The sequence below is a fragment of the Zhongshania sp. genome, from assembly GCF_029212375.1.
Classification (GTDB): domain Bacteria; phylum Pseudomonadota; class Gammaproteobacteria; order Pseudomonadales; family Spongiibacteraceae; genus Spongiibacter.
Genome location: NZ_JARGNU010000004.1, coordinates 1 through 14,926 on the forward strand (window position 1 = coordinate 1; position 14,926 = coordinate 14,926).

The 14,926-nt window shown below is 49.1% G+C and carries 11 protein-coding genes; 9 read left to right on the forward strand and 2 right to left on the reverse strand.

Annotation, left to right across the window (positions count from 1 at the left end):
• Nucleotides 1–195: 195 nt before the first annotated feature.
• From mmsB to P1U47_RS05600, 7 genes are all read left to right on the forward strand, one after another.
• Nucleotides 196–1,080 carry a 3-hydroxyisobutyrate dehydrogenase gene (gene mmsB / locus P1U47_RS05570; protein WP_301027623.1) on the forward strand — a complete coding sequence of 295 codons (885 nt, stop codon included), beginning with the start codon at nt 196–198 and terminating at the stop codon, nt 1,078–1,080.
• Between the two features lie 187 nt (nt 1,081–1,267).
• Nucleotides 1,268–1,792, forward strand: a complete 525-nt coding sequence (locus tag P1U47_RS05575; RefSeq protein ID WP_301027624.1) for a shikimate kinase — start codon at nt 1,268–1,270, stop codon at nt 1,790–1,792.
• Nucleotides 1,793–1,908: 116 nt separating this feature from the next.
• A complete protein-coding gene (locus P1U47_RS05580; protein WP_301027625.1) occupies nt 1,909–2,406 on the forward strand; it encodes a 6-carboxytetrahydropterin synthase in 498 nt (165 codons plus the stop codon).
• Nucleotides 2,407–2,427: 21 nt separating this feature from the next.
• Complete coding sequence (locus P1U47_RS05585) at nt 2,428–3,132, forward strand: SDR family oxidoreductase (RefSeq protein ID WP_301027626.1); 705 nt, start codon at nt 2,428–2,430, stop codon at nt 3,130–3,132.
• A gap of 616 nt (nt 3,133–3,748) precedes the next feature.
• Nucleotides 3,749–5,671: a PrkA family serine protein kinase gene (locus P1U47_RS05590; protein ID WP_301027628.1), complete on the forward strand. Its 1,923-nt coding sequence runs from the start codon at nt 3,749–3,751 to the stop codon at nt 5,669–5,671.
• Nucleotides 5,672–5,697: 26 nt separating this feature from the next.
• Nucleotides 5,698–6,924: a YeaH/YhbH family protein gene (locus P1U47_RS05595; RefSeq protein ID WP_301027629.1), complete on the forward strand. Its 1,227-nt coding sequence runs from the start codon at nt 5,698–5,700 to the stop codon at nt 6,922–6,924.
• Nucleotides 6,921–8,438: a SpoVR family protein gene (locus P1U47_RS05600; RefSeq protein ID WP_301027630.1), complete on the forward strand. Its 1,518-nt coding sequence runs from the start codon at nt 6,921–6,923 to the stop codon at nt 8,436–8,438. Before P1U47_RS05595 ends, P1U47_RS05600 begins: the two co-directional genes overlap by 4 nt.
• A gap of 46 nt (nt 8,439–8,484) precedes the next feature.
• Here P1U47_RS05600 and P1U47_RS05605 read toward each other — a convergent pair whose 3' ends face one another.
• Nucleotides 8,485–9,300, reverse strand: a complete 816-nt coding sequence (locus P1U47_RS05605; protein WP_301027631.1) for an enoyl-CoA hydratase-related protein — start codon at nt 9,298–9,300, stop codon at nt 8,485–8,487.
• Between the two features lie 233 nt (nt 9,301–9,533).
• Between P1U47_RS05605 and P1U47_RS05610 the strand changes: the two genes are divergently transcribed.
• A complete protein-coding gene (locus P1U47_RS05610) occupies nt 9,534–9,824 on the forward strand; it encodes a DUF6482 family protein (protein WP_301027632.1) in 291 nt (96 codons plus the stop codon).
• 249 nt (nt 9,825–10,073) lie between these two features.
• On the opposite strand, the gene P1U47_RS05615 is transcribed toward P1U47_RS05610, so the two are convergent.
• Complete coding sequence (locus P1U47_RS05615; RefSeq protein WP_301027633.1) at nt 10,074–10,439, reverse strand: hypothetical protein; 366 nt, start codon at nt 10,437–10,439, stop codon at nt 10,074–10,076.
• Between the two features lie 335 nt (nt 10,440–10,774).
• Here P1U47_RS05615 and P1U47_RS05620 point away from each other — a divergent pair, with 335 nt between their 5' ends.
• Nucleotides 10,775–14,893 carry a response regulator gene (locus P1U47_RS05620; RefSeq protein WP_301027634.1) on the forward strand — a complete coding sequence of 1,373 codons (4,119 nt, stop codon included), beginning with the start codon at nt 10,775–10,777 and terminating at the stop codon, nt 14,891–14,893.
• Nucleotides 14,894–14,926: the final 33 nt, after the last annotated feature.

The following is a 14,926-nucleotide window of genomic DNA, read 5'->3' on the forward strand; positions in this document are numbered from 1 at the left end:
GTACCGCAGTCTTTAATCGATCATCATTTTACCGCGCCGTGGCCAGAGAACCCTCTGCACGACCTATAAATGATATCGATTTTAAGCAGGAAAATTAAAAGCTAAGCAAGGGTTTTGGGGCGGCCTAGGTTGCTCCATTTTTTGATCTTCGGGCGGCCACTGGGTCGTCAGTAATCTAATAAATAGGTGAGGAATATGGCTAAGGTAGCGTTTATTGGTTTAGGAAATATGGGCGGGCCAATGGCCGCCAATCTCGTTAAAGCTGGCCACCAAGTGACGGTTTTTGACTTGGTTGACGCTGCGATGGATGCGGTAGTTGCACAGGGCGCCAGCAAAGCGGCCACGGCACTAGAGGCCCTCGCTAGCGCCGACACGGTGATCACGATGCTGCCAGCGGGCAAGCATGTTGCGGGCTTATACCTCGGCGATGAGGGCTTGATCGCTAAAGCGAATCCCGGCACCTTGTTTATGGATTGCAGTACCATTGATGCAGAAACTGCGCGCAAAGTGGGCGAGGCAGCGACAGCTAAAGGCTTGCAAATGATTGATGCGCCGGTATCTGGTGGCGTTAAAGCGGCTCAGGCTGGCACTTTGGCCTTTATGTGTGGCGGCGATGCCGAGGCATTTGCGCGTGGCAAATTAGTACTGCAAGGCATGGGTAAAAACATCTTCCTCGCCGGTGATCACGGCGCCGGCCAGATCGCTAAGATCTGTAATAATATGCTCCTTGCCGTACACATGATTGGTACCGCAGAGGCGCTGCAGTTGGGTGCAAACAACGGTCTTGACCCCAAGGTTTTGTCTGAGATTATGCTGAATAGCTCTGGCAAAAACTGGTCACTAGAGAATTACAATCCGTATCCAGAGGTTATGCCAACGGCGCCCGCGTCCAATGACTATAAGCCAGGCTTTATGGTGCAGCTGATGCTAAAAGACCTTGGCTTGGCAATGGAAAACAGCTTGAGTACCCAGAGCTCTGTGCCCATGGGTGCACTGGCTCGCAGCTTGTATGCGTCTTTCTCATCGAAAGGCAATGCGCAGCGTGATTTCTCGGCAATTTTAGAAATGTTTCAACCTTAATAGCCGCAATACCTCTACTCCTTTTAGTACCTTGGCAGTGACCGCTTTGCGGTCACTGCCTTTTTTTATTGTGTTTAGTGTGTTTATTTTTACCGTATATGTGGCAATGTGGCGGCAATTACCTTGAGATATAGGCCTTGAAAGCCACCTTTAGAGATGCACACTTTGGAAAATACTGAGATCACTGATGTCTAGGGATATGGCTGAAGCGAGTAAGAGTCCCGCTATTATTTTGATTGGTATGCCCGGCGCGGGTAAATCGACTATTGGCGCCGGTTTGGCGAGCGCGCGAGGGCTGCCGCTGGTAGATAGCGATCGTTTGATTGAGCAGAACTCAGGTCAGACCTTGCAAGCGCTACTCGATAACCGTGGCTATATTGCCTTGCGCGAGCTAGAAGAACAGGTTTTATTAGCGCATAACTTTGCTGGGCAAGTAGTCGCTACCGGCGGCAGCGCGGTATATAGTGCGGTGGCAATGAGCCATTTAAAGGCGTGTGGGCCCTGTGTGTTTTTGGATATTCCGCTGGCAGAAATTGAAGCTAGGGTTCAAAATTTTCAGGATCGCGGTATTGCTGGGCCAGCAGGGCAGAGCTTGGCAGCGGTATACGCCGAGCGTTTACCGCTATACCAGCGCTACGCCGATATCGTGGTTGATGGCCGTGATTTGAACGAGGTGCAGTTACTGGCGGCGGTGCAAGCTTCGCTTAGCTGAGGGTGTGCGGGCTTTGCTTGCTTAGGCTAGAGAGTTAAGCTAAGCCTTGATTTTGCCCAGTATTCGATAGTCAGCGTTAATCCGCACCATGATAAAGATAAGGAATTGCCTCCGTAATGCCTGTTAAAGCCTACACCTGTATTGAAATAAGTAAGGAAGACCTAAAGTTTTCCGGCGCGCATTTCACCATATTCTCGGCCACCGATCGCGAGCGTTTACACGGTCATAATTTCAAAGTTAGCCTGTTGCTTACCGCTGATGTTGGTGAGAACGGCATGTGCTTTAGCTATGTAGAAATTAAAACTCGGCTGCGCAAGCTTTGCGCTCAGCTCGATGAATACACTTTGCTGCCAGCAGAATCGCCGTATATGCGGGTGCGCAGTGAAGGGCCTCTTTATATTGCCGAATTTAATGGCGAAGAAATCCCATTTTTGATCTCAGATACCCTGTTGTTGCCGGTGCGTAATACCACTGTGGAGGAGTTCGCCCGCTATCTGCTGGAGCTCTTACTCTGCGATGCGCCATTTATTGAAGGCAACGAGATTCGTGAATTAACAATGAAAGTGTCCTCTGGCCCTGGTCAGTGGGGATCAGCGAGCTGGACCCGCGTTTAGCGGCGACTTAGAGAGTATCAAATGAATAAAGTATTGATTGTGAGCGGCGGCAGTCAGGGTATTGGCTATGCCACTGCACAGCGTTTTCAGGCCGAAGGCTACCACATTGTTAATTTGTCTCGGCGCGGCATTGCGCTTGAAGACGCCCAGCAGATCTGTGTTGATATGCAAAATGCAGACTGGCTGAGCAGCTGCGAGGCTGAGCTGCGGGCAATAGCGGGCAAGGCCGATCAGCTGGTGCTATTACACAACGCTGCCCGTCACGACGGCGATAGTGTAGGCAGTTTAGCGGCGGACGATTTTCGCCAAGTTCTGCAGGTAAATTTGATTGCGCCCCAGCAATTAAATACCTTGCTAATACCTTTAATGAAGCCAGGCTCGGCAATTCTCTATATGGGCTCTACCCTTAGTGAAAAGGCAGTTGCAGGTTGCGCTTCGTATATTGCCAGTAAGCACGGGGTTATTGGACTGATGCGCGCCACCACCCAAGATTTGATTGGCTCGGGAATTCATAGCGCCTGTATTTGCCCAGGCTTTACCGATACGGGCATGCTGAGGGGCATGCTCGGCGATGACCCTGCGGTGTTAGCCAATATTACCGGTATGGTTAGCTTTGGCCGCTTGATCGATCCCGCCGAAATTGCCGCCACTATATGGTTCTGCGCGGCTAATCCGGTGATTAACGGCAGCGTTATTCACGCTAACCTCGGTCAAATTGAGAGGTAACTCCGCAATTTAGCGCTCCTTAATGTTTTGATGTGATCGCACCGTAGTGGTGCATCGCCGTAATCCTCCTTCTTTACAGCCCCAGCACTGATTCGATCCGCTGCTAGGGCGGCCTGTACAATTCCCCATTAACACTCTAAAGATCTAAACGTGCCGCGCGGGCTGTTGCGCCGCATGCGCAGTGCTTTGTATCTGCTTTTTGTTAGAGGGAAATGGCGGTGGATCTGAGGCTATTTAAATTTAATTTTTAAATGCGCTTTTAGTCTGGCCGCAATCTTGCTTAACACTTAATGACGACTTTAAAAGAGTAATTTAAGCGCGGCGCGGTGAATTATTTTGTTGCTGACTTAGGCATATACCGGCGTTAGATAGGTAGTATCCAAGATGGTGAACTGCGCCAATTCGCACCATGATTTTAGCGTTACTTGCATAGTATAAAGTTCAACAGGTGAGCGAATTTTATTTTATATTTATTCCGTAAATTATTGATAATCCAGCTGGATGGTCATCTCGTAACGGAGTACAGTAAAGATGCTTGCACACTTAAAGGGCGGTTAGAAATTTCCCTTGGTTGGAGTTTTGGCACCGCAGCACAGCACAGAAGGAGATTGCAAAGATGGGCATATTAGACAATGTTCGTGAGCAATACCTGAAGGGGCGTGAAGAAGAAATGTCCCTTGAGGCCTATTTAGACCTCTGTCGTCAGGACCCACTTGCTTACGCAACCCCTGCGGAGCGTATGTTGGCCGCCATCGGCGAGCCAGAGCTTATTGACACCCGCAAAGACCCGCGTTTATCCCGTATTTTTTCTAATCGTCTTATTCCCCGCTACCCAGCCTTTGAGGAGTTTTATGGCCTCGAAGATGTTATTGCGCAGATTGTGGCGTTCTTTAAACACGCGGCTCAAGGTTTGGAGGAGCGCAAGCAGGTTCTGTATTTACTGGGGCCGGTTGGTGGTGGTAAGTCGTCAATTGCAGAAAGATTAAAAAAATTAATGGAAGCGGCGCCAATTTATGCGCTCAAAGGCTCACCAATTAATGAGTCGCCGCTGGGTTTGTTTGATCCGCTGCGCGACGGTGAACAACTGGAAAAAGAATATGGTATTCCCACGCGTTATCTCACCGGCCTGTCTTCGCCTTGGGCAATTAAACGCCTAGATGAGTACGAAGGTGATTTAACAAAATTCCGTGTGGTGCGAATTCAACCTTCGGTCTTGAAGCAGATTGCGGTTACAAAAACCGAGCCAGGTGACGAGAACAACCAAGATATATCCACCTTGGTCGGTAAGGTAGATATTCGCAAGCTGGAAGCTTATGCCCAAGACGATCCCGATGCCTACTCTTATTCCGGCGGTCTGTGTTTAGCCAACCAAGGTCTGCTTGAATTTGTGGAGATGTTCAAAGCGCCCATCAAAATGCTGCACCCGCTGTTAACCGCTACGCAAGAAGGCAATTACAAAGGCACTGAAGGTTTCTCGGCGATCCCTTTTCAAGGGGTGATTTTGGCTCACTCTAATGAGTCGGAATGGCTGACTTTTAGAAACGACAAGCACAACGAGGCTTTCCTTGATCGGGTGTATATCGTTAAGGTCCCCTATTGTTTGCAGGTGTCCGAAGAGGTCAAAATTTACGAGAAATTGATGCGCCACAGCTCTTTGTCTAAGGCGCCATGCGCACCCGGAACGCTGGAAATGTTGGCCCAGTTTACAGTCTTGTCTCGGCTCAAAGAGCCAGAAAATTCCAGCATTTATTCAAAGATGCGGGTCTATGACGGCGAATCCTTAAAAGACACCGATCCAGCTGCTAAATCCTTCCAAGAGTATCGCGATTACGCGGGCATCGACGAGGGCATGACCGGCATGTCGACCCGCTTTGCTTTTAAAGTATTGTCGGCGGTATTTAATTACGACAACGCCGAGATTGCCGCCAACCCCGTACATTTAATGTATGTGCTAGAGCAGCGTATTCTTCGCGAACAATTGCCGGAAGACACCCAGCGCACTTACCTAGAGTTTATCAAGGGCTGGCTCGCAGTGCGCTACGCCGAGTATGTGGGTAAGGAAATTCAAACCGCGTATTTGGAATCGTACTCAGAATACGGTCAGAATATTTTTGATCGCTACGTGACCTTCGCCGATTATTGGATACAAGACGAAGATTATCGCGACCCAGAAACCGGTGCAATTTTTGATCGCGGAACCTTAAACAGCGAATTAGAAAAAATTGAAAAGCCCGCCGGCATCGCCAACCCCAAAGATTTCCGCAACGAAATAGTTAATTTTGTGTTGCGGGCGCGGGCGCAAAACGAGGGTCGCAATCCCAGTTGGACTAGCTACGAAAAATTGCGTGAAGTTATTGAGAAGAAAATGTTCTCAAGTACCGAAGAGCTGTTGCCCGTTATTTCCTTCAACGCCAAGGCCTCTGTGGAAGACAAGCAGAAGCACGAGAACTTTGTGACGCGTATGGTTGAGAAGGGCTATACCCCGAAACAGGTCAGACTGCTGTCCGAGTGGTATTTGCGGGTTAGAAAATCGGGTTAAAACTCAGTCAATGAAAGGGGCGTAATATGTCAATGATCATTGACCGCCGCCTGAATGATCGCAATAAAAACGCCAGCAATCGCCAGCGTTTTATCAGGCGTTACAAGGCGCAGCTGCGCAGATCGGTCGCCGATATTGTCGCCGACCGCTCGATTACCGACATGTCGCGGGGCGGCGAGGTTGGTATTCCGGTAAAAGATATTTCTGAACCAAAGTTTCGCGTTGGTCGCGGTGGCGACCGCGAAATGGTGCATCCTGGCAATAAGGAGTTCACCACCGGTGACCGTATCGCCAAGCCGCCTTCTGGTGGCGGTGGTGGGGGCGGCTCTGGCGGTGGCGAAGGTCAGGGCGAGGAAGGTCAAGACAACTTTATGTTCACACTCTCTAAAGAAGAGTTTATGAACTTGTTTTTTGACGATCTTGAACTGCCCCGCTTAGCACGCAATGTGCTGGGTGATTCAAAGCAGTTTACCTATCGTCGTGCGGGTTACACGCCAAGCGGGGTGCCGGCGAATTTGTCGGTGCCGCGCTCGCTGCAAAATGCCATGGCCAGACGCATCGCCCTGCGCGCACCGCTAAATCGCGAATTGGCAGAATTGAAAGCAGACGCTGGCTCCGCCGAAGATATTGCGGCACTGGAAAAACGAATTGAGCGAATTCCATTTCTGGATGAGTACGATCTGCGTTTTCGTCATCGCGTAAAAGAGCCCAAGCCAATTAGCCGCGCAGTGATGTTTTGCTTAATGGACGTGTCGGCGTCGATGTCGGAGCAGAAGAAGGATTTGGCCAAGCGCTTTTTTACCTTACTTTATCTTTTTCTTAGCCGTAAATACGAACACGTCGAGCTGGTCTTTATTCGTCACACCTCCAATGCAGAGGAGGTCGATGAACACGCGTTTTTTCACGACCCCCAAACCGGCGGTACCGTGGTGATGTCGGCGCTTAATTTAATGATCGAAATCCTTGAAGACCGCTACTCGCCGAGTCAGTGGAATATCTACGGCGCGCAAGTTTCCGACGGCGATGCCTTTGGCAGTGACCCTCAGCGCAGCGCGATGCGGCTCAGCAAAGATATTCTGCCCCTGTGCAGGTACTTTGCCTACGTCGAGATTCCCGACAGCCCTAGCAGTATTACTCCGCTGGCGGCGGCGTATAGCCAAATTCGCGACGCCACCTTTGCCATGAGTACGGTGATGGATCGCGGGGATGTTTACCCAGTGTTGCGGGAGCTGTTTCAGAGGGAGACTGCATGAGGCCATTGAAAGACAGCGTGTTATCGCGGGGTGGCGACTGGGACTTTGAGCTGTTGCAGCGCTACGACAAAGAAATTGGCATTATCGCCAAAGAGTTTGGCCTAGATACCTACCCCAATCAGATCGAGGTGATTGCCTCGGAACAAATGCTCGACGCCTACGCGTCTGTAGGTTTGCCAATAAGCTACGCGCACTGGAGTTACGGCAAGGAGTTTATTCAAAATGAGGAAGCCTACCGGCGCGGCCAGCGGGGGCTGGCCTATGAGCTGGTGATTAACTCCGACCCCTGTATTGCCTATTTAATGGAAGATAACAGCATGCCCATGCAGGCGCTGGTAATTGCCCATGCCTGTTACGGACACAATTCGTTTTTTAAAGGTAATTACTTGTTTAAGCAGTGGACCAGCGCAGATGCGATAGTCGACTACATGGTGTTTGCGCGCAAATATATCTTTGAATGTGAACAGCGCTACGGCGAAGCTCGGGTAGAAGAGACCTTGGATGCCTGCCACGCCTTGATGGATCACGGCGTAGACCGCTTTCATCGGCCCTCGCCGCTGTCGGCCGAGGACGAGCTTCAGCGCCAGCATGAGCGCGAGGAACACGCTTGGAAGCAATACGACGATATCTGGCGGACACTACCCCAGAAACGTGATGACGGCGCCAACGTCAAAAAGAAAAAGCGGGTATTCCCTCCCGAACCCCAGGAAAACCTGCTGTATTTTATTGAAAAATACTCGCCGACACTTGAGCCTTGGCAACGTGAGATTGTGCGCATTGTGCGCAAGCTGGCCCAATATTTTTACCCCCAAGGTTTAACCAAGGTGATGAACGAGGGCTGGGCGACCTTTTGGCACTATACCTTGCTCAACAGCATGTACGATCGCGGCTTGGTGGATGACGGCTTTATGTTCGAGATTCTGCAGTCGCACACCAACGTGGTGATGCAGCCTGGTTTTGACCACCCCGCTTATTCAGGCATAAATCCCTATGCGCTGGGCTTTGCAATGATGCGCGATATTCGCCGCATTTGTGAGGAGCCAGATGACGAAGACCGCGCATGGTTTCCCGATATTGTTGGCAAGGACTGGCGCGAAGTGCTGGATTTTGCCATGCGTAATTACAAAGATGAATCCTTTATTGGCCAGTATTTATCCCCTAAGTTAATTCGCGAGTTTCATTTGTTCGCGATTGCCGACGAGCAAAAAGCGGATCACCTGCGGGTTGAGGCTATTCACAATGAAGAAGGCTATCGCGAGGTGCGCCGCTTACTCTCCAAACAATACAATCGCGATGTTTTAGTGCCAGATATCCAGATTGTGTGCTACGAGCACATGGGTGACCGATCGTTGGTGTTGCGTTATAACCGGCTGCGCGAGCGTCCGCTTACCGATGATGCTGGCGAAGTCTTAAAGCATCTGAGTCGGCTGTGGGGTTTTACCGTTACCATGGAAATTTTCGAGGAGGGCAAAGGCGTAGTTGATAAGATTGAGGTGGCCCCAGCCGGAGCGTAAATTTTTGCTCGGCGAGGGCTGTTTTGATAAGGGCGATTTGGCCTGCTCAGTTGCCCTCAAATTTCGCGGTCGTTTTATTGAGAAAGGCATTTAAAGCGCGGTGGTGGTCGGCGGTGTGATGGCACTGAGCTTGGACATCGGCGCATACATCGAGAAAATCCCCTAATTCCTGCCGCTGGGCGGCTTTCATAAGCCGTTTGCTTAGCCGTAGTGCCTGCGGAGGCTTGCTGGCGTAAGACGCTGCATAGCGCTCTGCGGTCGCCGTTAAATCCTCTGCAGCCACGCACTCTAATAATAACCCCATGCTTAAGGCTTCGGTGCTGTCGATTATCCGGCCGCTAAAGGTGAGCTCGGCGGCGCGCTGATAGCCAACCAAGCGCTGCAGAAACCATGCGCCGCCATCGCCGGGAATAATGCCTAGGTTGATAAAGGTCTCACCAAAGCGAGTGTGCTCACAGCCAATGCGCAGATCCGACATGCAACAGAGGTCAAAACCAGCACCTACTGCGGCGCCGTTAACGGCAGCAATGGTGACTATCTCGGCGTTGTGCATTGCCTTTGAGATACGCTGAATACCATTGCGGTAACTCTCGCTGATCTCAGCGGGCGTGCCGCCAAACATACCCTGCTTATCACGCATATCTTTAACGTTGCCGCCGGAGCTAAAGGCTTTGCCCGCGCCGGTAATGATAAGACAGGAGATAGCCTTATTGGCGTTGGCCCAGGTGATTGCGTCGCACACGTCATTAATGAGGTTTGTGCCGGTAAGCGCATTGCGCACGTCGTCGCGCTCAAAACGTAGAATGGCATAGCCAGATTTGACCGTTAATGTGGCATCCACGAGTTTAGGTTCTAGGTTCATGTAGGCTTCCTATAATGGTTTGTTGAGTAAAGAAAATCCCGCTGCGGGCTTTCTTGAGATAATTTTCACTGTTGGCTCTGTTTTTGCTTAAACACTAATCGTTAGGTATTGCAGTCGAGTAATAGCGGCAATGAGGATTTTTTTTGTGCATCCTTTTGCGAGCATTTTACGTAAGACAAATAACCGGTGTTACCAAAAGTATCTTGTGAGTTGTTAAGAATAAAAGGTGATTTATGACCAAAGTATTTACCGATCAGCTTGCGGCGTTGCCACTGTCAGAAGTTTATATTCATTTATCCGCTAGCGAAATGTATATCGCGGCAATTGCCTTGGAGGGGAGGGTGTTAAATGTCTACGAAAATGATGACAAGCCGCTTATGCGAAATTCTTTAAGTGCAATACTGCAATGTTTGGCAGCTTTTGGCTGTCCGCAGAAGTCATTTATTGTTGATAGTGGTGCTGGAATGGACGCGCTAGTTAGCCTAGTGCTTCCCGAGCAGTCGTTAGCCGTTGTTGCAATGTGAATTTTGGTGACATTTTACAATTCATTTTTTACGTGACTTTTGTATGGTCTAATTTGGCGTGTCTTGCGCCTTACTGGGGCGGAGTTGGCAACGACTAACAATGCCGTATGCTGAAGCCGAGCGTATAGCGGTGCGTGTCGATGGATTATGAGCTAACCATCATTAGGAAAAGGCTTCAATAAGACCGATGTAACCGCTTAATTGTAGTGATAGAGGCACCGTATAACGGAAAAATACATCTGCGATCTATCATTTTGAGCTAACCTCTACAATACCGAGAACTTGCTCCTGAGGGAGTAGAATCAGCCTGAAACGCCCGCTTAGATCCAGCCGTACAGTTAATTCTTGAGGTGTGTTCTCCGTTAGTTGAAGGGTTTCGTCATATCCTTGTAGCTGTAATTGTCCTACTCTCGTACTTTGAACAATAAGATGCAGCGTTTGACCTTGCACCTGCTTTATTAATTGGGGGCCTGCCGCAAGTTGGTCACCAACAATCTGCCAATTTACGCTATTGATGGTGTCGTCACGGACGTTAGCTGGGGGGGACCTCAAAAAGGCGATTGCATAGACAGCTATGACAAAGGTTGTAAGTGAATAGACCATTTTACTATTCATTATTACCACTCTTTCAAAAATCGTGCGTATCTTAATTGTTACACAATAATAGAAATAGTCGCGGTTGAGAACGCCTTGCCATAAAGTATTGTATATACTTAGCTAAATTACTGATTTTGTTAAATTTAGGTGGTTGAATGGGCGTGGCTGGCGGCTTTGGTGTTGCAAATGCGGTGCTTCGAAACGACCTATATTTGTTTATACTGCGTATGGGTTTCATAAAGTGATGATAAAAGGCGAGATGCGTGTTTGAAGGCTTGAAAGTTTTTGTGACAACATTCACGAAAAGATCGATTGTTCTTGTGATACTTCTTTTTGCTTTACTTGCGACTGTGATGATCTACTTTTCTGATCACAGTGTACGTACAAACGAAGAGCGCCAATTAGAAAGCCACCTGCGAGACGTTGCCGTTGAGCGCAGCAAAGCATTTATGGCGAGTATTGAGCGCATAAAGCGAGATGCTGTATTTCTTGCAGGTACTCCCGCAGTCTCGGGTATTATTAGGGCCACGTATAATAACGGCCTAGATTCTAAAGAGAATGATACGACGCAGGTGTGGACGGCTCGATTGCAAGAGATTTTTTCGGGTTACTTAAACACTCAGCCAGCGGTTCAGCAAGTTCGATTTATTGGTGTTGCAGATCAAGGGCGTGAATTAGTCCGAGTCGACAGAAAAGCGCATAACGTTATTGTTATCGAGAACTCAAAACTACAGCGCAAGGCAGATCGTGATTATTTTATAAATGCTTTGGCGCGATCGCCTGGCGAGGTTTATGCGTCAAAAATTGATCTCAATCGTGAATTCGGGAAAATTGAAGTTCCTCATATTCCGACCCTAAGGCTTGCTACTGCTGTTACAGATCAGACAGGAACTGTTTTTGGTGTAATTGTAATTAACGTCAATCTATTGGAGATTTTTGCAGATGCAGTAGCAAGTTTCTCGTCCGCTGAGCAGGTATATATTATAAATTCAAGCGGTGATTACCTCATGCACCCAGAAGCCGATAAGGCGTTTGGGTTTGAATTGGGTAAGCCTTTTCGGTGGCAGGATGAATTTGGTAAAAGTCTTAGTCAAGGGGCGTATAAATTTAAGCGGCTTCGCGACGGAAAGGTGTTTTTTGTTGCAAGCAATGAAAGCTATTATGATCGAGACGACGCTATAAAAATAGCCGTTTTGGCGCCAGAAGATAAAGTTAATCAAGTTGTAGCTGACTCTCGACTATTTATTATATTCATTTTACTTTTCTTGTTTATTGTCGGTCTTATTTTTCTGTACCTTGTGGCTTTGAATATTTCTCGGCAAAGGGAATTTTCGAACCGACGCGCCGGAATAGCGGCTATTGTTGCTGGCTCCAATGATGCCATTGTCAGTGAAACACCCGATGGTGTTATTCGTAGCTGGAACGAGGCTGCACAGCAAATGTTTGGTTATAGTGCTGAGCAAGCTTTAGGTAAAACAATAGCTAGCCTCATTGTGCCAGACAGTTTAACGGCCGAAGCAGCCAGCCTTCGCGAGCGAGTTTATCGCGGTGAAACCATTCCGAATTTCGAAACCCTGCGGCAACATCAAAATGGTGAGCTAATTGATGTTTCTGTAACGGTATCGCCGGTTAAGGCGACGGATGGGGAGATAATTGGCGCTTCAAATATCATTCGCGATATTACCGAGACAAAGGCAGCTCAGGCACAATTACTCGAGTTAAACCAAAGTCTTGAGCATCAGGTTGCGGCTCGTACTAAAGAGCTAGAGGCGGCGTCGGCGCTACAAGAGGCTATTTTTGAAAACGCCGGTTATGCTATTTTTGCCAACGGACGCGACGGAATTATTACTTTGTTTAATCCTGCCGCTGAGGCGATGCTTGGTTATTCCTCTGAGGAGTTGGTAAACAAGCAGCCAATGCAGATTCTATTCGATAAAACTGAAATAGAAGCTGCATTGGCGGATATGGCAAAGCGCGAAGCGGCACTAGCAGAAGGACGCAGTGCTGCGCGGAATGCCAAGGAAATTGCACTAGAGGTTAATTTTGAGCGGGAGTGGGAGTTTGTTCGCAAGGATGGTTCGCGGCTCCCTGTGCAGCTTAAAAGTAATACCTTATACGACAAGGATCACAACGTCACTGGCTACATTGGCATTGCTCGCGATCTGACCGCGCAGAAGCAACAACAAATAGAATTGATTGCCGCAAAGGCAAAAGCCGAAGAGGCCAGTAAAACAAAGAGTGAGTTTTTGGCAAATATGAGCCATGAAATTCGCACCCCAATGAACGCTGTGCTGGGGATGTTGAATTTACTTAAATACACTGAAATGACCGATCGCCAACTCGATTATGTTGCTAAAGCTAGCGGCGCCGCTGAAGCGCTATTGGGGATTATCAACGATATTCTCGATTTCTCAAAAATAGAAGCAGGTAAACTTCTACTGGATGTTCGCCCTTTCGCGATTGATGAAGTATTGCGAGATATCGCTGTTATTTTGAGTATGAATGTTGGTGATAAGGATGTGGAAATTCTATTTAACATAGACCCAGCGGTGCCAAGAATGGTGCTGGGTGATTCACTGCGAGTAAAGCAAATTCTCATTAACCTCGCGGGTAATGCGGTTAAGTTTACCGATCACGGCGAGGTGATGTTGTCGGTGTTTGTGCAACACGAGCAAGGTCAGCGCTTGGTGTTGGGAATTAAGGTTAGCGACACCGGAATTGGAATGTCGACTGAACAGCAAAAGCGTGTTTTTGAATCCTTTACCCAAGCTGAGGCCACAACCACGCGGCGATTTGGTGGCACAGGACTCGGTCTTGTTATTTGTCAGCGTTTAATTCGAATGATGGGCGGGGAATTAGAGGTAGAGAGCGAAGAGGGCAAGGGCAGTACATTTTCTTTTTCACTTATCGCAAACAAAGCCAGCGACGTCCAGCTCGGGGAAGTAAAGCGCCGTCAGCTCCCTCTTGAATACAAAAACATGCGTATTTTGGTGATGGATGACAATGATAATGCGCTGCAGATTATCAGCGGTATTTGCCAGTCTCTAGGCTGGGATGTTGAAGAGGCGTCTAGTGGTGAGATCGGTCTGGCGAAGATTAAGCAAAGTTTTAATGAGGGCCGGCCCTATGATATTGCCTTTATCGATTGGATGATGCCCAAACTTGACGGCTGGCAGACGGCTAAGGCAATTCGCGAAATAGAGACCGAGCTGCCCATGCCGCGCCTTATTATGGTAACTGCCCACGCGCGTGAAGTGTTTGCTCAGCGAGTCGATGCCCACAATGTACCCTTAGACGGGTTTTTGATGAAGCCAGTTACGGCTTCAGATATTTACAATGCAATTTCCCAAGCGGTATCGGACAAGCCTGCGCGGCCGCAAGATGCCACCCAGCAGGCACAGACAGCCAATGATGGTTTGGCGGGGATGCGGATATTACTGGTTGAAGACAATATTACTAATCAGCAAGTGGCGCGGGAGCTGTTGGCAATAGAAGGGGCCGAGATTGAAGTGGCAGATAATGGCCAGATCGCGCTTGATAGTATTCGACATGCAAGCGTACCGTTCGACGTTGTCTTGATGGACTTGCAAATGCCCGTGATGGACGGCTATACGGCAACGAAAGAGATTCGTAATACCTTAAAACTTAGCTATTTGCCCATTGTGGCAATGACGGCCAACGCCATGCCGGCAGATCGTGAAGCCTGTTTGGCGGCGGGTATGAACGATCATATTGGCAAGCCCTTTGATCTTGCGGAGCTGGTTGCCGTATTACAAAAAGCCTGTGGGCGTAAGCCGAGCGCCACAGCGGCGCTTGAAGCAGGCGCGGCTACGCCAGATGTTATTCCGTTGCCAGAGCCCCCAGTGGGGTTTTCTTTTAAAGAAGCATTGCTGCGTATGGGTAATAATCGCGGCTTGTACGCCAGTCAGGCGCGAATGTTTGCTAGCCGTCATGGTCAGGACGTGAATAATATCCATGAACTCCTAAAGAGTGGCAGCCGTCCGGCGGTGGTGAGGGAATTGCATACCTTGCGGGGCGTATCTGCGACCCTTGGCGCGCAAGCCTTGGCGGCGTGTTTGGCTGAAGCTGAAGCTGCTGCCAAGGGGTTAACGGCGCTTGCGGATATTGAGGCGATGTTGGGAACAGCAGATAGTTTGCTGCAAAACGCTTGTGCCGTTATGCTTGAACTTGCTGAAACTCTTGTTCCGTCTGCACCGAGTACTGGGGCTGCGGGCGCCGAAACTGCTGGTAGCGGTGCGGTGGATGCCGAAGTTAACATTAAGCTCGACGAGTTTGCCGCGTTGCTAAAAGACAGCAATATGCGGGCGTTAGACCTTTTTGCGGAATTAAACGACTTTTTTGTGGCCCAAAATGATGTGGCTGCGGGTGTGCGAGACGCTATGGCGGGCCTCGATTTTGCCAGCGCCTATGCTGCGCTTACCAAAATGAGAAACGATAAAGAACAACGTTAGGTGTTTATATACAACCGCAATTAAAGACCAATA